The organism is Aquimarina sp. ERC-38 (genome assembly GCF_026222555.1).
Taxonomy (GTDB): domain Bacteria; phylum Bacteroidota; class Bacteroidia; order Flavobacteriales; family Flavobacteriaceae; genus Aquimarina.
Genome location: NZ_CP098511.1, coordinates 853,820 through 875,166 on the forward strand (window position 1 = coordinate 853,820; position 21,347 = coordinate 875,166).

Genomic DNA, 21,347 nt, shown 5'->3' on the forward strand with positions numbered 1-21,347 from the left:
AATTGATACTTTTCTTTAAATATTACAGGTTAAATCAAGTTAATTATGATCCCGGTAGGTGATGAGCAAATTCATAGTTGCTGAAAGTAAATCCTTAGTTTCCGTAAGCAACCCAAAGTAAAGAGTGGTGTTTTTAGGGCTGCTTTCTTCAGTGCGGGTGCGTTCAATCTGACGGTTTATTTTTTGGTTCACCATAACGAATAATTCTTGTTTTTCTTCGATTATACTTGACAATTGAGAAAAATCCCTTAATTCAAAAACCTTTTCAATTTTGTCATAAACTTCATTAAGCTGGGCTTCTATTTCTTTAAGGTCTTTGATTTGATTGAATCGTAGTTTTTTATGGTTATTATTTACATGCTTATAACTACTTTTAGCAATATATTCCAGTGATTGCGTAATATCTTCCAGGTAACCTAGAATGGTGATGTAAAAATTACTGGCACCTACACTAGCCTCATCCAGGTTTTTAATAAAATAAAAAATATTATCACGTAATTGCTCTACTTCAGTTTCTAGTTTGGCGATTCCTTTTCGATTTTTCTTTAACGACTGCAAGTCATATTTAGCTAAATTATCGATAGTGGCGTTGTACATCTTATTTCCTCTTTTAATAAAGGATTTAATATTATCCGCACTTTCTTCAATAACCCCCTGTACCGAACTGCTTTCATATCGTTTTAAGGTGTCTTCTACTTTATCCGCTTTCGTTTTTTTACGGTATTTTAAAGTATTTCTAATTAAAATGATAACCGCAGCTACTAATAACACAAGCGTCATTACAGGCTGATTGATATTAATTAAAAAAGCAATAAGTGCTGCTGCAATAAACGCGCTTAAAGCCGTAAAAAACCAGCCACCGATTACATTAAACACCCCGGCAACCCGGTACACCGCACTCTCCGTACCCCAGGCTTTATCGGCCAGTGAAGTTCCCATTGCTACCATAAAGGTAACGTAGGTAGTAGACAGCGGGAGTTTCATAGATGTTGCAATAGAAATAAGAATCCCCGCTACCATCAGATTGACGGCAGCACGTACCATATCAAAAGCAGGTATATCCTCTTTTTTTAATCCTATATAGGTAGATGCTGGTAGTTGTTCAAATTGTTTGCTGACAAATTTTTTAAAGGAAGTAGGTAGTATGGCAGTCATAAATTCTGAGGCAACAATAGTACCTCTTACCACACCCCTGGATAAAAAATTAGCCTTAAAACGTTCTTGCCCCTCGCCTTGTCTGGAAAGATCAATAGAGGTTTTAACTACATCCCGGGCTTTAGCTGAAAACCAAAGGGTAAGAACCATAATAACACCTGCTATTAACAATAATAAAGTAGGTGTTTCTGCCTTCCCGCTTAAAGAAGTCATTAATAATTCATCTGCAGGTATTCCGGAAGAAACCCATACTTTATAAGCTTCCCAGGCGGCAATAGGAACTCCAATAAAATTAACCAGGTCGTTTCCGGCAAAAGCTAAGGCCAGTGCAAAGGTACCTACGACAATAATTATTTTATAGATATTGCTTTTAAACAGGGTAATGGCCAGGTAAGAAATTAAAGACCACATAATAAATCCTACTGCAATAATAAGAAATACATTATTTTCCAGAAATCCCTGAAGCGTTGTCATAATACTTTGACCTGCCACATCGATATCATATAAGCTTCCTTTGGCTGCTATTAATTCATCAATAGAAGTGTACGAAGTTCCAAAAAAGGTATTAGCCCAGGTCAGAAAAGAATTTCCAGAAGTATTTACTGAGGTTTGTATTACCTGATTGGCAAAATTGGTTCCTTTTATCCCTTTTACAAAAATAAAATAAAGGATCGCGGTTAACGCCACTCCGCCAAAGACAGCACCGGACCATTTTGGTTTTTCTTCATAATTAAAAGATAGTAGTAACCGGGTAATAAATTGCACCAGGGCACCTATAGAAAATGCAACAACTACAGATAGCAGGATACCCAATATAATCTCTAATGCTTTTTCATTATTAATATAATTTCCTATTTCTGAAAAAGAAACTGCATGATCCGCATTAATTTTTAAAATCGTAACACAAACCGCAGCCCCTAGCAATTCAAAAACAATAGAAACCGTAGTTGAAGTAGGCATCCCCAGACTATTAAAAAAATCCAATAGCAGGATATCCGTAATCATGACCGCCATAAAAATGATCATAATTTCATCAAAATAGAATTCACCGGGAACAAAGATACCTTTACGGGCAACCTCCATCAGACCACTGGAAAAAATAGCGCCCGCTGCGATACCTACACTGGCTACAATCATTACCGTTCTAAAGGAAATTGCCTTAGAACCAATGGCAGAATTTAAAAAATTAACTGCGTCGTTACTAACACCTACCACTAAATCAGCAATGGCCAGAATAGCCAGGGCTGCTATCATCCAAATATAATAGTCCTCCATAAATGTAAATAACTAAGAAAGGCACAAAAATCAATCTTAAATCGTACCCAAATGTTAGTTTAATGTTATCTTTTGAATGTTCAGGTCGCAAGATATACTAATGTTCGCTATTCACGAAAACTTACTTACTAATATCTTAGCATGTATATTGCTATTTACGCTTGATAGGTGTATTCTTTATATTTAGGAAGATGGTGACTCATTATTTCTTTAAGGGCGGCATGAACAGGTTCCGGAGTAGCGGGAGATATTTTAAAACATTTAGTTAACGGACAAATATCAAATTGAACATCTTCCAGATGGTCGTGCATTTCATCAGTTAATTTTTGCAAAAATAATTTGGTAACCGTAGTCCTAAAATTATATTCGGTTTCCAGGACTGATTGTACAGCAACTGCACTATCATGATTAAGATGCCCCCAATTAATCTTCATATAGGTTATTTTAACTAATAAATTCTTTCAAATCGCAACCTATTTTCCCCCTACTTGTAATAACGGTACGGATATTAGATAGATTGTTTTAGTCAACAAAGCGACAAATAAAATCCATTTACCTGAAATGAACAAATAATTTACATTAAGTTTAAAAAGCCCCCATTTACTACTGAAAAGGCTAAAGTTTTCAGTATTAACCAAATAATTTCTACTAGAAAATGGTCTAAGAAGTCATAATTTACTGTAAAATTAAATATATAACTTAATAAATATAAACACTTTACAGGTTCAAAGTTAATTTAATGTTACGTAAATATTGTTTAATTGTAAAATTAAAGGTACATTTGTAATATAATTGTTAATAAGACCCCATTTAAAAGTTGAGATTATGAAAAATATAGGTATACTTATGGTAATGTTATGTACACTATCCATTACTGCACAAAACAAGAAACCATTGTTTGAGAAAGAAGGAAATCTGGTTAAAGGAACGTTTTATCATGAAAACGGTCAGATTAGCCAACAAGGGTTTTATAGTAATAAAAAATTACACGGTAAGTGGTCATCTTTTGACAATAACGGAAAGAAAATTGCCATGGGTCAATATGAAAACGGAGCCAAAACCGGTAAATGGTTCTTCTGGAACAATGATAAGTTATCTGAAGTAAACTATGTAGATAATAGTATTGCAGAGGTAACTACCTGGTCAGAGAAGAATGACGTGGTAGGTAATTTTAAATAAAATAACATGCCTTATACATTATACGAAAACGTCCTGAAAATCAGGGCGTTTCTTTATTTATATTATAATCTACCTAAACCATAATTCTTAAAATAGAAAAGATATTTCATAACATTTACTTAACGGTATGGTGATTCTTATTTAATTTATCAATAACACCCAGGTAACATAAAGGTTCTTTATTTGCATCAAATTTTGAACACGTTACATGAGAAATCTATTATCTCTTTGTGCACTATTCGTTGTTGGAATATTAAGTGCGCAGGAAACCGGAAGCATTTCGGGTGCTTTGTTAGATAAAGAAGCAAACAACCAACCTCTACCCTTTGCCAATGTATTAATTAAAGGGACGACCAAAGGAACCACTACTGACTTTGATGGACTTTACACTATAGAGAACCTTGAACCTGGTACTTACATTTTAGAATTTAGTTTTGTAGGATATCAAAGTATAGAAAAAGAAGCTACCGTAGAAGCAGGAAAAACAACTACGATCAACGAATCATTAGGAGCAAGTGCTGCCGCCCTAGATGAAGTGATTATCAAAACTACAGTAAAGAAAGAATCCGAAGCTGCTATCCTCTTAGAACAAAAAAATGCGGTTACTATTCAACAGAAAATCGGAGCACAGGAATTGGCTAAAAAAGGGGTTAGTGATGTAGCTACCGGACTTACTAAAGCCACAGGAATCTCTAAAGAAAGTAATAAACTATATGTACGGGGATTGGGGGATCGGTACAACAATGCGTATCTAAATGGATTGCCTATTCCTTCTCTGGATCCTAGTTTAAAATTAATTGACCTGGGTATTTTTCCAACGGATATCGTTGAGAATTTGGGTATCTTTAAAACGTATTCAGCTGCTTTATACGGTGATTTTGCCGGGGCAAGTGTGAATATTGATGCTAAAAATCGACCGGGTAAAGATTTTCTGGAAGTCAACTTTTCTTCGGGTATTAATACAAATGCGGTAGGTAATGACTTCTTTTTACTAGACGGAGGTAATTATGACCAATGGGGATTGGATGACGGTTCCCGGAGAGTTCCTATCTTTTTGGATATCCCTAACTATAATTACGTAAGTACTGATATCGATTATTACCCTTTTGATACTTCGTTTAATCCCAGAAATCGATTTAATGCTCCGGATGGAGGATTTGGTATTACCGGAGGAAAAACCTTTAAGTTTGGTGAAGATAATAACCGAAAACTAGATGTTTTATTTACGGCTTCTTTTAGCCAGGGACATGAAACGGCTTTAAACGGACTGGAAGCTGCTTTTAATACCGAAGGAGATGCTATTACCGGGATTGGATTTGTAGAACAGGCAGACCGCTATCGCTATAAAACCAATACGACTGCCCTCGCCAGTATTGGATATCGTTTTAATAGCAACCATAGTATTGCTAGTACTACGTTATTAGTTAATGATACTCAAGATGAATTACGTGAGTTTACTGCGCAAAGTAAAGAAGATACGGATGTTATTATTAAACTACGCCGAGGCACCTATGAACAAAACACCTTATTTACCCAACAATTAACCGGAACGCATCAATTTAAAGAAAATAAATACGAAATAAACTGGGGTGCTAGTTACAACGACGTACTCGGGTTGATACCGGATCGCCGACAGTTGATTTTTACAGAAACTAATAATGGCTTTTTTATAGGAGATGCAACCAGTCCGGATTTTGCAAATAATCAGCGATTTTACCAGCAATTAGATGAAATTGATTATTCCGGAAAGGTGAATTTTGAATGGAATTTTAATAAAAATGAAGAAGAAGTTTATACGAATAAAGCCAGCTTTGGCATCTTCGGAAGGATTAAAGATCGTGACTTTGAAGCTAATCAATTAAATTACAACATCTTAAATATTAATAATATTGATGTTGACTTTAATAATCCTGATGCACTTTTAAGCGAAGCTAATTTTTTGGACGGAACCTTTACCGTACTTGAAAATCTAAACCCCACTCGAATTTATGAAGCGGATTTTTCTAATTTTGGTGGTTTTAGTGCGATTCAATATGCTTTTAATGAGAAATTAACGGCTAATGCTGGAATTCGCCTGGAACTTTTTGAGCAAAATATTTTTTACCGATTGTTAGAAGATCTGGAAACCGACCCTTTTCGACAAAATACTATTGATGAAACCTTTATTCTACCAAGTTTTGATGTAAAATATGCCATCAATGAATTTTCCAATTTTCGTTTTGCTGCTAGTAAAACAGTAACCTTACCAAAGTTTACCGAAGTAGCTCCCTTTTTATACGAAGATGTAACCGAATCTACTTTAGGTAATCCGGAATTACAAAATTCTGATAATTATAACGTGGATTTAAAATGGGAATATTTTCCGGAACAATCAGGAGAAGTGATAAGTGCCTCTATCTTCGGAAAATACCTGGATAACCCAATTGAAAAAATAGGAATTGCCTCGGCTACTAACAATTTTTCCTTCGGAAATACAAACGAAGCCATCATCTTTGGGCTTGAACTGGAATATAAAAAGAACATTGGGAAGCTTTTTCAAGTAGAAGATACTCCCTGGAACAATGTAAACTTCGGGATCAATACCACTTTATTACATTCTGAAGTAAAAGTGGATACGGATATTTTAATCAACAATTCATCGGTAGCAGCAACTAATAGTGAGCGGCAGCTTCAGGGAGCTTCTCCTTATTTAATTAATACGGACGTTTCTTATGTTACAGAACTTAAAAATCAAAAGATTACCGCCGGGCTTGACTTTAATTTTTTTGGGGATCGTATCTATGCTGCGGGTAGTAATGGTAGAGGGGATATCTTTGAAAAAGGATTTGGCGTTCTAAATTTCAACTTTAAAGATGAAGTCGGAGAACATCTGGAGATAAGTTTTAAAGCCAGAAACCTTTTAAACCCGGATATTATCAGGTACCAGGATCAGGAAAATCTTGGGGAAGAACTGGATGTATACCGATACGACCGGGGTTTGCAACTTTCTTTAGGAATTACATTTAAATTATAAAAACAATAAATCGAACACATAAAATTAGCGTAAAATGAAAACTAAAAAATTAATAATCTTTGCAGGAATGATTGCTGTATTACAGTTTTCCTGTACCGTTCAAGAAGATAATATCGGGGATATTACCATAGAAGGAGATACTGTGATTAATAATGGTGGTGGTGTTAATTCAAATGCCGTTGTTGAGGTAACTGAAAACATCACTGAAGATCGTATATTTTCATCAGATACTATTTATAATTTACAGGGGGGTATCTCGGTAGAAGACGGAGCTGTATTAACCGTTGAGGCTGGTACCCGGATTACTGCCGGAAGTGAAGGAGGGGTATTTGCCTTTTTAGCCATTCAACAAGGAGCTCAAATTATTGCAAATGGTACAGCAGACAACCCTATTGTTTTTACTTCTAACCGTCCTACTCCTAATCCTGGTGATTGGGGTGGGTTGATCCTGGCTGGAAGGGCTCCTATCAATCGTGGAGAAGTTGCTACTACAGAAGTTGCCAACTTAACTTACGGAGGTAACGACCCTGCGGACAATTCAGGAATCCTTAGGTATGTACGACTGGAATATACCGGTGGTAAAATTAACGAAGATGCGGAATATAACGGATTATCCCTGTATGGTGTGGGTAACGGTACTACGCTTGAGTTCATTCAGGCTTTTAACGGAAATGATGATGGTATTGAATTTTTTGGAGGTACCGTAAACTTAAAATATGCTTTTGTTGTGGGTTCCGGTGATGATTCTATTGACTGGACTGACGGTTGGGTTGGAAACGGACAATTCTGGATTGTACAACAAACTACTTTACAAGGCGATAAAGGGATTGAAGCTGATAACTTTAGTGATAACCCGGCTGCTACTCCTTTTTCAAATCCAACTATATCTAACGTGACTTTGATTGGTGCTGATGATGGTGATGGAGAAAATAAAGGGATTGAATTTAGGGCTGGTACTAAAGTACGTATGTATAATACGATAGTCAAAGGCTTTCCGGGAGCGGGTATCGAAGTTGATGATGACCAAACCCTGGTAAACCTCAATAATAATGAAGTTATTGTTCAAAATTCAATCATTGATAACGTAAATTCTTTTGACCTGGATCACGAAAATGTGGCTACGGTGGATTTGGCTGATTTTTCTATGTTTGCTAATTATTCGCTAACTGGTTCCGGAGCTCCTTTTAATACACCAGCTACTACAATTCCTGATGTAGATCCGAATGAAGAAGAATTTGAAATCAGTGGCTTTACCGGCACATATCAGTATACCGCAGCGGTAGATGGGATAGACAACTTTGATCCTACTGCCCTAGGCGACTTTTTTGACTCGGCTCCTTATGTTGGTGCATTACAGGTTGGTGATAATTGGACCTTAAACTGGACTCGTCGATAGGTGAAAATTAAAATACTAAAACCACCCGTTTTTTTTAGATAAACAGGTGGTTTTATTTTTATAGTATCTTTTGGTTAAGGTTACAATCCCTTAATTTAAGATTAATATTGTGATAAAATAGGTTGTATTAAAAACCGATTACTTTGTATTCTCTTTAAAAGTATTTGACGCATTTTTGATTTTCGCTTTCTTCTGATCCGGTAAGAAACAAATTATAGTAAGAGACGTGTTCGTAGAAGGCTTGGAGATCGTTATTGCCAACAACATAACGTATTTCTAAAGCCTTCTCTTTTTTAAATTATTTTCTTTACTAGCATACATCGAGATCACAAAAACCATATAAACGTTTATTGATTAACTTCTTAACTATAGTTATTTTTAGTGATAGAAGGCTCTGGTTTACAAATACTAACTCAACTATTCTATCATTACATCTGAAGATAGAGAGCAGATTCATCCTAACTAAAACTTACGTAAAGCTATTGTTAAGAGGCAACTGCATAAAATCACCTACTTAACTTTGAATTTAAAATTTCATAACATTCGCTATTTATCAAAAGATGCTTTTTTAAGTAATTCATAGTCAAACTTTACTTTATTATCAACGGAAATTGACTTTTACTGGATAAAAGATACTTTAAGCTTGATAATCTCTATATTTTTTCTAAAAAATATAATTATCTACTAATTCCCCCAGGTTATAATCCCTTAAAACAAGATTAATATTTAGGTAAATAAGAATACGGTTAAACCTGATTTCTTTGTATGAGTTTTAAACTCAAAATAGAACAACTAAATTTTTAAACTTTTTTATTATGAAAAAATTCTTAATGATTCCTGGATTTGCTTTGGCAATGTTAGCATTTACAGGTTGCGGTGATGATGATGAAAATCCTATTGATCCTACTGATCCCACTGATCCTCTTATGGATAATGTTTTGTCTGGTCAAATCACAGAAGATAGAACTTTAACTGCAGATGCTATTTGGACTTTAGATGGTCGTGTTACTATTGTGGATGGTGTTACTTTAACTATAGAACCTGGTACCATTATTAAAGGTAATCCAGGCGCATCAGCTGATGCTGCAGTATTAATTATCGCTAGAGGTGCAACTATTGATGCAGAAGGAACAGCTGAAAATCCTATCATCTTTACATCGTCAACAGATAATATTGCTGTGGGTGAGACCGCAGGTACAAACCTGGATCAAAATGACCGAGGATTATGGGGAGGAGTGGTAATTTTAGGTAATGCACCTATTTCTGTGGATGGAAATGTAGAGGCTGCTCAAATTGAAGGAATACCAGCTGACGACATTAATGGTTTATACGGAGGAACTGACCCTAATGATAATTCTGGAGTACTTAGTTATATATCCATTAGACATGGTGGGATCACTTTAAGCGCTGGAAACGAGCTTAACGGTCTTACACTAGGTGGGGTTGGATCCGGTACGACTATAAATAATATTGAAGTGGTAGCTAACAATGACGATGGTGTTGAATGGTTTGGGGGCACCGTAAATGTGAATAATGTCTTTGTATGGGCGCAAGCTGATGACGCTATTGACATTGATCAATCTTATAATGGCACCATAGATAATGTAGTTGTTGTTTTAGGCGAAGAATCGGATCATGCTTTAGAAATCGACGGTCCTGAAGGACAATTGATAAGTTCTTTTACCTTAGAAAATGCAACGTTAATTGGAAATTCTGCTACAAATGATGGTGAAATTGCAGATTATAGAAGCGGAGCTACAGGTGCTACAAATAATGTACTAGTATTTGATTTCAAAGATTCTTCTGATGTGGAATTAGATAACAACGGCGTAGCTCAAAATTTTCTAGATGGAAATTTAACTTTTTCTAATTGGCAGGTAGTACTACCAGTAGGAATTGCAGCGGCTAATGAAGTATTTATAGAAAAAGGAGGTTGCCTGACAAATTGTGAAGACGATGATGATGAAAGCATGAGAACTTTTGAAGACTTAATTATTTTAACCCCTGATTTTACAGAAAGGGCTGCAGATTGGACATCTGAATTAGCTAATTCTGACGCAGCAACTGTTGGAGCTGAGACTTCTGCGTTTGGCTGGACTTATTCAAATACCAAAGCTGGTTTAGGTTTCTAATTAAGAATAAGATTCTTCAAAATATATAAATAATATTATTGCTCGCTATATATCTAGCGAGCAATAATTATTCTACACCTCATATAAAATGTTATTAAAAAGTAAGTTATTTACAGGTTTATTAATTCTTTTTCTAATCACACCCCTATTTTCATTTTCACAAGGTAAAATAACAGGAAAAATACTAGATGGTGAAACTAATGATATACTTCCCTTCGCTAATATCACCATTAAAGGTACCACTATCGGATCAACATCAGATTTTGATGGTTTTTACGAACTTTCTGTAGATGAACCAGGAGTTTATACGGTTATATATTCTTTTGTCGGGTACGAAACTAAAGAAATTAGCGAAATAGAAATTACGTCAGATTCAGATGTTAAAGAAGTAAATGTAACTTTAAATGCTTCTGCAGCTCAATTAGAAGATGTAGTTATTACCACGACGGTAAGAAAAAACACTGAACAAGCGGTCTTAACTTTGCAAAAAAATTCAGTAAAACTTTTGGATGGTTTATCTATTGAAAGTATTAAAACTACAGGAGCTAGTGATATTGCTTCGGCAGTCAAAAATGTTCCAGGAGTTTCTGTACAAGGAGGTAAATTTGTGTACGTTAGAGGTTTGGGAGATCGATATACCAAATCTATTTTAAATGGTAGCGACGTTCCAGGACTAGATCCCGATCGAAACACTTTACAATTAGATATTTTTCCTACTAATATTTTAGAAAATATTTTAGTGGTAAAATCATCTACAGCTGATCAACCCGCAGATTTTACCGGAGGAGTTGTTGATATTATTACCAAAGATTTTCCATCCAGAGAAGAGTATAGTGTTTCAGGAGGTTTTGGATACAATTCTAATATGCATTTTAACAATGATTATTTAAATTACGAAGGAGGTAATACAGACTTTTTAGGTTTTGATGATGGAACAAGAGATAACCCCTTAAGAAATGTTAGAGGAACCCTTTTAACTCCACAAGAGAATGGCCTTGTCGCGAGACAATATGTTGAGCAATTTGATCCGACTCTTGCTCCGGAAAGAAATAACAGTTTTGCTAATTTCTCTTTAGGTTTTACCGCGGGAAAACAGTTTACTGTTGGTAATAATAAGTTAGGTTATTTAGCTTCACTATCTTATAAAAATGAATCTATATATTATGATGAGTATATCGATGCGCAGGTTTACCGTAAAGATGATCAGGATTTTTCTAACAACGAATTAATTACAGACCGGACACAACAAGGAGAATTAGCTTCTAATAATGTATTAATAAGTGGATTAGTTGGACTTTCTTATAAACGAGAATTTTCAAAGTATAAATTAAACATCTTACATCTTCAAAATGGACAAGCAGAATCTTCAACATTGAGACTATCCAACTTTTCTGTCAATTCTAATCAGATTAAAAAGGATAATTTAGAATATACACAACGATCTATAACTAATCTTCAACTTTCAGGGGAACATTCTAATCAAAACGCTTCTTGGAATTTTGATTGGAAATTATCTCCGTCTTTTGCCAGAGTCTACGATAAAGATATACGTTCTACGCCTTTACGAATTGAAAATAATGCAGATGGTAGTACTACTTTCTCGCTTGATCCTAGCGAAGCGCAAGATCCTGTAAGAATATGGAGGGATTTAGAAGAAATTAATTTAGCCAGCAAACTAGATATTTCTAATAAACATCAAATGTTTAATAAAGAGGCTACTCTAAGATTTGGTTTTGCACAAACCTATAAACAACGTGATTTTACTATTGACCGTTTTAATTTTCTAGCTCGTAGGTTTGCTACCTTTAGTGAATCTTTTGAAGATGGCAATTCTGAAGCTTTACTAGCTCCAGCAAATCTATATAACCCCGAAACTCGTATAGGCATATTTGTTCGTAGAGATGCCGTAGCCTCTGATAATTTTGACTCTTCTGCTAATGTTTCTGCCAGCTATATATCCGAAGAATTTAAATTTTCCAATCAATTGAATGCGATTGTAGGAGTTCGCTTCGAAAAGTATGATTTAGTTTATACGGGTATCAATCAAAATAATGTCATTTTTGATGATGAGAATATACTAGATAAAGCAGATTTTTTTCCATCTGCTAACATCATTTATGATCTGAATAAAGATGGAGATCATAAACTCAGAGTGTCCTATAGCCGAACTACGGCAAGACCATCATTCAAAGAAGCTTCGATCGCGCAAATTTTTGATCCGGTTAATAGCACCTTTTTTATAGGAAATATCAACATTCAGCCTACGTATATTAATAATTTTGACCTACGTTATGAACATTATGGTGAAGGAGCAGATTTTTTTGCAATTAGTGGATTTTATAAAAGTTTTAAAGATCCTATCGAACTAAGCTTTATAAGAGCAGCCAGAGATCAATTTACCCCTCTTAATCTTGGAGATGCCACAGTTCTAGGTGCAGAAATTGAGTTTAGAAAAAATCTAGGTTTTATTATTGGGCTAGATAATTTTAATCTTAATACAAATATTTCAGTCATAGAATCAAATCAAAATTTTAGTGAAGACGAAAAAAATGCAAGGCGTGATAATTTAAGAGACGGAGAAGACCTTCCTGACGGACGTACTTTACAAGGGCAGTCTCCTTATTTAATAAATCTAGGTATCAATTATGATAATGAAAACAATGGATTTAAAGCAGGAGTTTTTTATAACGTACAAGGAGAAACATTACAAATTGTAGGTAATGGTGATGTTCCTGATGTATTTACGTTACCTTTTCATAGTTTAAATTTAAGTTTGGGTAAATCCTTTGGTAAAGAAAATAATTCTTCTATGACCTTAAAATTTAACAATATTCTAAATGATGATCGAGAAAGTGCGTATCAATCTTTTGGGGCAGAAGATCAGTTATTTTCCAGATGGAGTCCCGGTCAAGAAATTTCTTTAAGTTATAGTTATAAATTTTAGATTTTGGAATTGTCTAGAAATCTATAGAAGGATAGCACCATATTAAAGAATAAGGTTTAAAAGGATTTGAATTATCTAAACTAAAAGCTATAAAATGCTTTTGACCTAAAAAACTAGACCGTTAATTATCCTTAAAAAATTAACTTTTTAAAATTTAAATTATAAAACTATACTATACTTACGGGGAATACTCATCTGATGTTAAAGGAATATTACGGATCTGATAAACAATTATAACAAATGTTAGTAATGACATACTAAAACAAATCATAATTAAAAAAAATACATAACTGACTGATTTTATTAAACTTTAACGCTTATGTATTAGAAAAAAGAAGGGCTCTAACGAATAATTTCATAAAAAATTGTATTTTTACTATCCCAAAGTAAACCGAATTTATGAAGAAACTCTACTTAACCCTCGTTTGTACCGTCATAACTTGCTTTCTGTTTTCTAACAGCGGAAATGCGCAAGATACTTCTAATGCGCCGTTGCAAAACGGACACACCATTGAAGGATTAAAGGTTTATCCTAATCCCACAACCGGTGATATTTTACAAATTACTTCCCGAAGTCATAATACATTAGTTGTATCTGTATACAATGTACTTGGTAATAAAGTGTTGTTTAAAGTTCTTGTAGGGAAAGAACTTAATATTTCCAGCTTAAAGCCAGGTGTATACATTCTTAAAATTAAAGAAGGGGAAAATCACTCTACACAAAAGCTGATTGTGAGTTCAAATTAAGTAAAGGGCTACTACTAACTTTATTACTTTTATTGAACCATTAACCATATGCTTTATTAAGCATACCTTTATTAACACGATAAAATGAGAAAAATTACTATGATCATAGGGTTACTCCTATGTACTTTATCTATTAACGCACAAGAACTAATTGCCTTTCAAAGTTTTGAAATTAACGCTGCAGATACTTGGAACTATCAGGCAAATCCAGCTGCTTATGAGAATCGATTAATGAGTTTTGCATGGACTCCTACAGAAGAAATTCTCCTATTAGATAACGCAAGCGATGGAGCTATGTTTTGGGGGATTCGGGATTTAAATAATTCTGGACCGGGAATGGATGTTGATGAACATATAATTAGTTTTGATGCGATAGATGTATCAGGTAAAAACGACGTTGTTTTCCAGTTTTATTACAATACTTTCAATTTTGGAAATACTGATTATATAAAGGTTGAGCTTATCTTTGACGGACTAAGCCAGGGAGAAGAAGTACTAAAGAAAAATACACAGGAATGGAAATTATTCAGTAGGGTCATTCCTGATGGAGTAACGGAATTTAAAGTCAGAATTATTGCCAAACAAAACGGTCAGAAAGAATATGCGGGACTGGATCAATTTTCAGTTCTGGCAAATGCAAACACAAGCCCGGACGTAACTATTACTTCTCCTACAGAAAATGAAACTATCGTTATTACAAATGCTGGAAAAATAGTAGATTTTGACGTTCAAAACTTTGTAATTTCTAGTAAAACACCAACGAATCAGAACAACCGAGATGGAGATGGTTTTATCTCATATACCTTTGATAATGGAACATCCAATACGGCATTTATTGACGATCAAATTGTTATTTCATCGCTATCAGATGGTAACCACAGTCTTAGCTTACAACTTGTAGATAACGACGGTAATCCGTTAGTACCTAATATCGAAACTACCGTTAACTTTACCATACAGGTAGTCTTACAAGAATTACCCTTTACAGAACAATTTATATACACTTCAGGTGAAGCTTTAGGAGATCAACTTATTTGGACTAATGAAAATTCAGGAGATGATATAGAAATAATTAATGGTAATTTATCTTATCCTGATTTAATTTCAGATGAAGGTAACTCCATTCGTATGTTAGGTAGTGCAAAAGATGCTTTTGTAGAATTTACTAATGTTGATTCCGGCAAAGTATATACTTCTTTTCTTTTAAATGTAAGTTCAGCAATTCCACCTGGTAATAGTTCCTATTTTGCTACGTTAAGGGGAGATACTTCTTTTGCCATGCGTTTGTGGCTACAATCTGAAAATAATACTTCTTATCGTATTGGTATAAGCGATGGGGCAGGTACTGATAATTATACAAGTACTACTTATAATATAGGAGAAACAGTATTCATTGTAGTCTCTTATAATTTAGATTCCGGAGTTTATAATGCCATAATTAACCCTAACGTATCTCAACCTGAGCCTAATACTACCTTAATAGGCACGGATAATACGCCAATTTCTAAAATTAACAATTTTCATCTTAGACCCAATAGCTCTGCAACTACGCCTACGGTACAGATGGATGCTTTACGTATAGGAACATCCTGGAGTGAGGTAACCACTAATGTTCTTAGTATTGATACGATAGATAAAACTTTAAATACCATAAACCTCGCACCAAACCCAGTTTCACAGGGGGAGGTTCTACTAATTTTAGGAAGAAAAGCGGATAAAAAACCCTTAACTGAAGTACATATTTATTCTTTGTTAGGTGAATTAATATCTAAACAGCGTATGAAAGGTTCCCAAATTTTAACTGATAATTTGACTCCGGGCACTTATATACTAAACTTTTCAGATGGTAATACGGTTTATAAGACTTCCAAATTAATAATCACACCTTAAGCTTTTTTATTTATTTTGCATTTTTAAATTAAGGCGTATTTTATATTAAGAAGTAAATCGGGTAGATAAATTAGAAGAGAAGCTGTCTTGCGGATTAACAAGGCAGCTTCTTTAATTTTTAAAAAAGAATAAAGGATTTAAAATTTGATCTTTTGTACTTTTAACCTATGCAACCAGGTACTATTTTTACGTCTACTACTGCTAAGAATTTTGAAAATCAAGCGTTAACAATTTTTCAATATCAATATACCAATAATACGGTTTACCAACGCTATTGTAATTTATTGGGTAAATCAAAATACAATACTAAAAAACTAGTTGACATCCCTTTTTTACCGATTTCATTTTTTAAATCAGAACAAGTAATTTCCGGTATAAACAACCCAAAAATAACTTTTAGCAGCAGTGGTACTACTGGTACAACGACTAGTAAACACTATGTTGCTGACCCCCGGTTTTACCTTCAAAGTTTTACTAAAGGCTTTGAAAAAAACTACGGGGCTATGGAAGATTATATTTTTTTAGCCTTACTTCCCTCTTATCTGGAAAGAGAAGGTTCTTCTTTAATTTATATGGTAGATCACTTTATCAAACAAAGCAGACATAAAGAAAGTGGTTATTTCCTATATAATTTAGATAAACTAGCATCAACACTGGATCAGGTTGCTCAACAAAATAAGCAGGTAATACTAATTGGTGTTACCTTTGCCCTACTGGATTTTGCTACGCAATTTCCTACCAGGCTTTCAGATAACATTATCGTCATGGAAACCGGGGGTATGAAAGGAAAGCGCAAAGAAATTACCCGTCATGAAGTACATAAGTTTCTAAAAAAACAACTAGGCATAACCAAAGTACATAGCGAATATGGAATGACCGAGTTACTCTCTCAAGCCTATTCAAAAGGAAATGGGATTTTTACCTGTCCCCCATGGATGAAAGTACTAATACGAGATCCTAAAGATCCTTTAGCTTTTTTACCCCCTGGAAAAACTGGTGGTATTAATGTAATCGACCTGGCCAACGTACATTCTTGTTCTTTTATTGGTACCCAAGACCTGGGCAAAATGAATATAGATGGAAATTTTGAAGTATTAGGGCGTTTTGATCATAGTGATATCCGCGGATGTAATTTAATGTCGCTATAAACGCTATAAGGAAGACCCTATGTATCAAATCATACTCTGTTATTTTGTAATAGTTATTCTCTAAAAAATAAAATTTAAATATTTTCATCATTTTTCAGACACCTGTATTTACGATCCAACACCTTCTATATTAACGAACTCCCTTATATATCTAGTGATATAAACAATTAAAATAGTTTTTAATATCAGATTCAGCTTGTAAGGTATAAAAGTAAGCTTCGACTTACTTTATAGAATTGCCTAGCATGAAATTTATTTTAACTCCTTTACTGTTGTTTGTTTTTATAGGTACGGCGCAATCTATAGATTACAATCTTAAAGATGGTTTTATGGCAGAAGGTTATGATGTGGTTGCTTATTTTGATAATACTGCGGTAAAAGGGGATACTAAATTTCAGATGGAGTATAAAGGTGCCAATTACAAATTTAGTACTGTTGAAAATTTAAAAACTTTTCAGGATAATCCGGAAAAGTATATCCCAAAATACGGAGGATATTGTGCTTACGCGATAGGTGTAAACGGAAAGAAAGTAGATATAGACCCTAAAACTTTTGAAATTAGAAACGGAGAACTGTTACTGTTTTACAATGCCTGGGGAACAAATACTTTAAAAAAGTGGAAAAAAGAAGGGGGTGATGACCTTTATTTAAAGGCAGAAGCCAACTGGAATAAAATGATAGCAAATGAATAAGAAAGATTAATTTTTAAGTTTTTTTCAATAATTGGTTAGTTAGTTGAAAAGGCCTGTCTTAATATACTTAGACAGGCCTTTTCTTATGTATTTTTAAAAAGTAATTAGCGGGTAATTTCTATTACGTCAAATTTCATAGTTCCGTTGGGCACCTGTATTTCGGCAACTTCGCCTTTACTTTTACCTAGTAAGCCTTTACCAATAGGAGAATCCACTGAAATTTTACCGGTTTTTAAGTCTGCTTCGCTTTGAGCCACTAGTTTGTAGGTCATTTCCGTTCCGTTTGTTTGGTTTTTAATCTTAACCGTAGAATGGATTAGCACTTTTGAAGTATCTAGTTGCGATTCATCTATTAGCCGGGCCCCGGATAAGGTTTCTTCTAATTTAGAAATACGCATTTCTAATAATCCCTGTGCTTCTTTTGCAGCGTCATACTCCGCATTCTCACTAAGATCTCCCTTATCTCTTGCTTCGGCAATGGCTTGTGAAGCTTTGGGACGTTCCACGTCTTTAAGATGATTTACTTCATCCCTTAATTTTTTTAATCCTTCTGCAGTATAATACGATACTTTACTCATCTTTTATACGTTTATTAATATAAAAATCCCATCAAAGTGGGACTACATTTAAGTTTGACCTATGTCCATATCAATTACTCATTAATATATATATCTTTACAATAAAATAGATAGAAATTAAATATTACCATTGGGGTGATAGTGGTAATTACAGACATATTCTTAGAATCAAATATACAAAAATGTATCAAAGTCTTTTTAACTTTTTCAGAAATTATCGTATCCATTTCACATTGGGAGCAGCTCTTTTATTTACTGTTGTAGGTATGGTTTCTTGCGCTGATGATGACCGGGTAGAAAATCCTTTTCTTTCTGATGTCCAGGTGAATTTTACCGCAAACCTGAACCTCCCTCAGTTTAGCCAATTAAAATTTGATAATAATACGGTAGAAGTAAGTACCGATGGTATCGGTATCCGCGGATTGATTATTCATAGGGTTACTGAAAATTTATTTTTAGCTTATGAACGAAGCGATCCGAATCATTCACCTAATGAATGTTCGGCATTGATGATCGAAGGAAATGAAGTTACCTGTCCGTGTGACAGCGATGATAATCGTTACAATCTAATTACCGGCCAACCGGTAAGCGGCGGAGGTCAATACGGATTAAAGCCCTATCGAATAGAAAAAACAGGTAATACGTTAGTTATTTCAAACTAATATAGTACCTGCTTGATTATTACTTACACGCTTATCATTCAGAAAATAGTATATTTCTACTAAAGGTTTAGGTCATTATAGTTTTAGAAACCAGGTTTGTTCGTCAAAAAAATCTGAAGTAGCCATGATGTCATGATTACGTATTTAAAGATTAAGATTTGATATTCAAATTTAAATCTACACAAATAAGCATTTTTATCTTTCTAAAACCTAAGTGTTGCCCCTACCAGAAAATTAATCCCTGCCTGCGGATAAAATCCAGCTCTTTCTTGTGTTACAACAGTACCGGGATTTGAAAAGTCATCATCAAATGTAAAGAAAAACCCGTTTGATATATAGTCCACATCAAAGATATTATTGATAAGTCCGGTTAGTACTATAGATTCAAAAACAGGTATGTTTTTTATTTCTGCAATAATATTAAGATCATTTGTAAAAAAACTATCTAATTTAGACACATCGCTATCAATATTACCCATGTATTGCTCTCCTACTATTTTACTAAACAAACCCAACTGAAGGAAAGAAAAGGGTTGATAAATAAGCGCATTTCCGGCAACCAAATTAGGGGAATAAGATATATTCGTTTCTCCCAGATCGCGTAGTTCTCCATCTATACTTGCCACAAAATTTTGATTTTTATTTTGGCTTACAGAAACGTTAGGACGTAATGTTACTTTATCAAAAAGTTGCAGGTTAGCTTCAATTTCTAAACCTAGACGATAACTATCCCCTACTGAAGATCGTATGGGAGCTCCTACATCATCTAAAGCACCAGTCAATACTAGTTGATCTTTATAAAACATACCATATAAATTGGCATTGACAGAGTTTTCCTTTTGCTGAAAGCGCCATCCTAATTCTACATCAGATAAGCGTTCAGCTTTACTAATTCCATTTTCAAAATCGCTTCTCCGAGGTTCTCTATGAGCTACCGCAAAAGAAGTATATAATTGATGTTGATTACTTACTTTATAGGTCAAACCAACTTTAGGGTTAAAAAAATCATAGTTTTCATCAACAGTCAAAGGCACTAAATCAGAAGTTTCTCCGGAAGTTTCATAATTGATAAACCGACCCTGCAAGTCTAAAAAGCCTATCCAGGTATTATTAAGTGTATAGCTTACTTTAGCAAACGTGGTAAACTCCTTTTTTGTTCCATTTCCAAAATAATAACGGTCTCTGATCTCAGACCCTCCTGCATTTTGCGCCCAGATTACTTCGCCAAAATGATCTCCATCGTATAAACTATAGAAAGCACCAAAATTCACATCCAGGTTTCTTGCATTATAATTTGCAGTAGCATTTACTACATAGAAATCATTGTCAAGCCATCGTCTACGTATTAAATCTGTAGTATTAATGATCTCATTGCCAAGCTCTATTGGAGTAAAACCGTAGTCTTCGAAAGATTCATCCTCTCTGTATTGTTCAAAAAAACCTCTTCCATAAGTATAATTGAGACTAAGGTTTGTGGACCAATAAGTGCTTATTTGTTCATTCCAATGCAATTGGTAATGATCTTGTTTGTAATTGTCAACCTCGTTATCATAAAACTGATTTTCTCCATTCTCATCAGTATATTGACCGGCAGGATTAAAGGTTCTATTAGAATTTAACCTTTCTTCATCAATCCCAAACCAGGATTGATAGGTAATCTCATGTCCACCAAAAGCGATAGCCTTAATTAACGTATGATCATCTACGTATGATCCCTGTAAAAAATAAGATTTTAAATCAGACGAAGCTCGATCAATATAACCATCAGAAGCAATTGCTGATAACCTACCGGCAATTTCTACATGATCATTTAGGAGACCAGTACTGAATTTTACATTGTGACGCCGGGTATTAAATGATCCAAAAGAATTACTAATTTCACCGTAGGCTTTATTTGAAAAGGCATCCGTTAATAAATTTAAACTAGCTCCAAAAGCTCCGGAGCCATTTGTAGAAGTCCCTACCCCGCGTTGCAATTGTAAATTTTCAATAGATGAAGCAAAATCCGGTAAATTTACCCAAAATGTCCCTTGACTTTCTGCATCATTGAAAGGAATACCATTTAAGGTCACATTTACCCGGGAGGCATCACTACCACGAACTCTTATGTAAGTGTATCCTACTCCCGCACCTGCGTCAGATGCCGTAACTACTCCTGGTAAATAATTTAATAAAATAGGAATATCTTGCCCAAGATTACGTTCGGCTAGCTCTTCTTTAGATACATTGGAATGTGTAATAGGTGCATCCGCTGATACTCGAACGGATTTTACCAAAACCTCATCCAGTTTTTCCGCTTCTTTAGGAATGGAATCTTGGGATTGTTCTTGTGCCCTTACGGATGTTAAGGTTAAAAAAACTCCTACGGTAATTAATACATATTTCATTCGTACTTACTTTACGAATAAAAGGGGTAGTTATTCTTTTTATTTATGTTAAATAGATTTTGTTGTCACAAAAAACGAGGGTCATTACACCTTATCGCCCATGCGCCAGCTTGCCTGTCGTAAAATGATACATTGTATCTTTTTACTCC

General features: G+C 34.5%; 14 protein-coding genes. 10 read left to right on the forward strand and 4 right to left on the reverse strand.

Annotated features, from left to right (window positions below; translation table 11 throughout):
• Positions 1–39: 39 nt before the first annotated feature.
• Together NBT05_RS03690 and NBT05_RS03695 are read right to left on the reverse strand one after the other, a co-directional pair.
• Positions 40–2,430 (reverse strand): inorganic phosphate transporter, encoded by a 2,391-nt coding sequence (locus NBT05_RS03690; protein WP_265772099.1) that lies wholly within the window; start codon positions 2,428–2,430, stop codon positions 40–42.
• Between the two features lie 155 nt (positions 2,431–2,585).
• Positions 2,586–2,864 (reverse strand): hypothetical protein, encoded by a 279-nt coding sequence (locus NBT05_RS03695; RefSeq protein WP_265772100.1) that lies wholly within the window; start codon positions 2,862–2,864, stop codon positions 2,586–2,588.
• Positions 2,865–3,255: 391 nt separating this feature from the next.
• Here NBT05_RS03695 and NBT05_RS03700 point away from each other — a divergent pair, with 391 nt between their 5' ends.
• The 9 genes from NBT05_RS03700 (at position 3,256) to NBT05_RS03740 (ending at position 17,571) form a co-directional block, all read left to right on the forward strand.
• Positions 3,256–3,609: a toxin-antitoxin system YwqK family antitoxin gene (locus tag NBT05_RS03700; RefSeq protein ID WP_265772101.1), complete on the forward strand. Its 354-nt coding sequence runs from the start codon at positions 3,256–3,258 to the stop codon at positions 3,607–3,609.
• A 208-nt stretch (positions 3,610–3,817) separates the two neighbouring features.
• Positions 3,818–6,622 (forward strand): TonB-dependent receptor, encoded by a 2,805-nt coding sequence (locus NBT05_RS03705; protein WP_265772102.1) that lies wholly within the window; start codon positions 3,818–3,820, stop codon positions 6,620–6,622.
• Between the two features lie 34 nt (positions 6,623–6,656).
• Positions 6,657–8,018: a hypothetical protein gene (locus NBT05_RS03710; RefSeq protein ID WP_265772103.1), complete on the forward strand. Its 1,362-nt coding sequence runs from the start codon at positions 6,657–6,659 to the stop codon at positions 8,016–8,018.
• A gap of 815 nt (positions 8,019–8,833) precedes the next feature.
• Entirely contained in the window at positions 8,834–10,150 is a 1,317-nt protein-coding gene (locus tag NBT05_RS03715; RefSeq protein ID WP_265772104.1) for a hypothetical protein, read from the forward strand.
• Positions 10,151–10,238: 88 nt separating this feature from the next.
• Positions 10,239–13,094: a TonB-dependent receptor gene (locus NBT05_RS03720; RefSeq protein WP_265772105.1), complete on the forward strand. Its 2,856-nt coding sequence runs from the start codon at positions 10,239–10,241 to the stop codon at positions 13,092–13,094.
• 399 nt (positions 13,095–13,493) lie between these two features.
• Positions 13,494–13,841 (forward strand): T9SS type A sorting domain-containing protein, encoded by a 348-nt coding sequence (locus NBT05_RS03725; protein ID WP_265772106.1) that lies wholly within the window; start codon positions 13,494–13,496, stop codon positions 13,839–13,841.
• 84 nt (positions 13,842–13,925) lie between these two features.
• Entirely contained in the window at positions 13,926–15,731 is a 1,806-nt protein-coding gene (locus tag NBT05_RS03730) for a T9SS type A sorting domain-containing protein (RefSeq protein ID WP_265772107.1), read from the forward strand.
• Positions 15,732–15,898: 167 nt separating this feature from the next.
• Entirely contained in the window at positions 15,899–16,879 is a 981-nt protein-coding gene (locus tag NBT05_RS03735) for an acyl transferase (RefSeq protein WP_265772108.1), read from the forward strand.
• A 245-nt stretch (positions 16,880–17,124) separates the two neighbouring features.
• Positions 17,125–17,571, forward strand: a complete 447-nt coding sequence (locus NBT05_RS03740; RefSeq protein ID WP_265772109.1) for a YHS domain-containing (seleno)protein — start codon at positions 17,125–17,127, stop codon at positions 17,569–17,571.
• Between the two features lie 104 nt (positions 17,572–17,675).
• On the opposite strand, the gene greA is transcribed toward NBT05_RS03740, so the two are convergent.
• Entirely contained in the window at positions 17,676–18,149 is a 474-nt protein-coding gene (gene greA, locus NBT05_RS03745; RefSeq protein WP_265772110.1) for a transcription elongation factor GreA, read from the reverse strand.
• 182 nt (positions 18,150–18,331) lie between these two features.
• Between greA and NBT05_RS03750 the strand changes: the two genes are divergently transcribed.
• The gene (locus NBT05_RS03750; protein WP_265772111.1) at positions 18,332–18,811 is read left to right on the forward strand and encodes a Rieske (2Fe-2S) protein; all 480 of its coding nucleotides are present in this window, start codon (positions 18,332–18,334) and stop codon (positions 18,809–18,811) included.
• Positions 18,812–19,014: 203 nt separating this feature from the next.
• Here the strand turns inward: NBT05_RS03750 and NBT05_RS03755 are convergent, their stop codons facing one another.
• The gene (locus NBT05_RS03755; RefSeq protein WP_265772113.1) at positions 19,015–21,198 is read right to left on the reverse strand and encodes a TonB-dependent receptor; all 2,184 of its coding nucleotides are present in this window, start codon (positions 21,196–21,198) and stop codon (positions 19,015–19,017) included.
• Between the last annotated feature and the right edge of the window lie 149 nt (positions 21,199–21,347).

Excerpts from the sequence above, each read along its gene's own strand:
- NBT05_RS03750 (WP_265772111.1), top strand. The coding sequence starts at position 18,332 with ATGTATCAAAGTCTTTTTAACTTTTTCAGAAATTATCGTATCCATTTC.
- NBT05_RS03755 (WP_265772113.1), bottom strand. The coding sequence starts at position 21,198 with ATGAAATATGTATTAATTACCGTAGGAGTTTTTTTAACCTTAACATCC.
- NBT05_RS03695 (WP_265772100.1), bottom strand. The coding sequence starts at position 2,864 with ATGAAGATTAATTGGGGGCATCTTAATCATGATAGTGCAGTTGCTGTA.
- NBT05_RS03740 (WP_265772109.1), top strand. The coding sequence starts at position 17,125 with ATGAAATTTATTTTAACTCCTTTACTGTTGTTTGTTTTTATAGGTACG.
- greA (WP_265772110.1), bottom strand. The coding sequence starts at position 18,149 with ATGAGTAAAGTATCGTATTATACTGCAGAAGGATTAAAAAAATTAAGG.
- NBT05_RS03720 (WP_265772105.1), top strand. The coding sequence starts at position 10,239 with ATGTTATTAAAAAGTAAGTTATTTACAGGTTTATTAATTCTTTTTCTA.
- NBT05_RS03710 (WP_265772103.1), top strand. The coding sequence starts at position 6,657 with ATGAAAACTAAAAAATTAATAATCTTTGCAGGAATGATTGCTGTATTA.
- NBT05_RS03725 (WP_265772106.1), top strand. The coding sequence starts at position 13,494 with ATGAAGAAACTCTACTTAACCCTCGTTTGTACCGTCATAACTTGCTTT.
- NBT05_RS03735 (WP_265772108.1), top strand. The coding sequence starts at position 15,899 with ATGCAACCAGGTACTATTTTTACGTCTACTACTGCTAAGAATTTTGAA.
- NBT05_RS03700 (WP_265772101.1), top strand. The coding sequence starts at position 3,256 with ATGAAAAATATAGGTATACTTATGGTAATGTTATGTACACTATCCATT.
- NBT05_RS03690 (WP_265772099.1), bottom strand. The coding sequence starts at position 2,430 with ATGGAGGACTATTATATTTGGATGATAGCAGCCCTGGCTATTCTGGCC.
- NBT05_RS03715 (WP_265772104.1), top strand. The coding sequence starts at position 8,834 with ATGAAAAAATTCTTAATGATTCCTGGATTTGCTTTGGCAATGTTAGCA.
- NBT05_RS03705 (WP_265772102.1), top strand. The coding sequence starts at position 3,818 with ATGAGAAATCTATTATCTCTTTGTGCACTATTCGTTGTTGGAATATTA.
- NBT05_RS03730 (WP_265772107.1), top strand. The coding sequence starts at position 13,926 with ATGAGAAAAATTACTATGATCATAGGGTTACTCCTATGTACTTTATCT.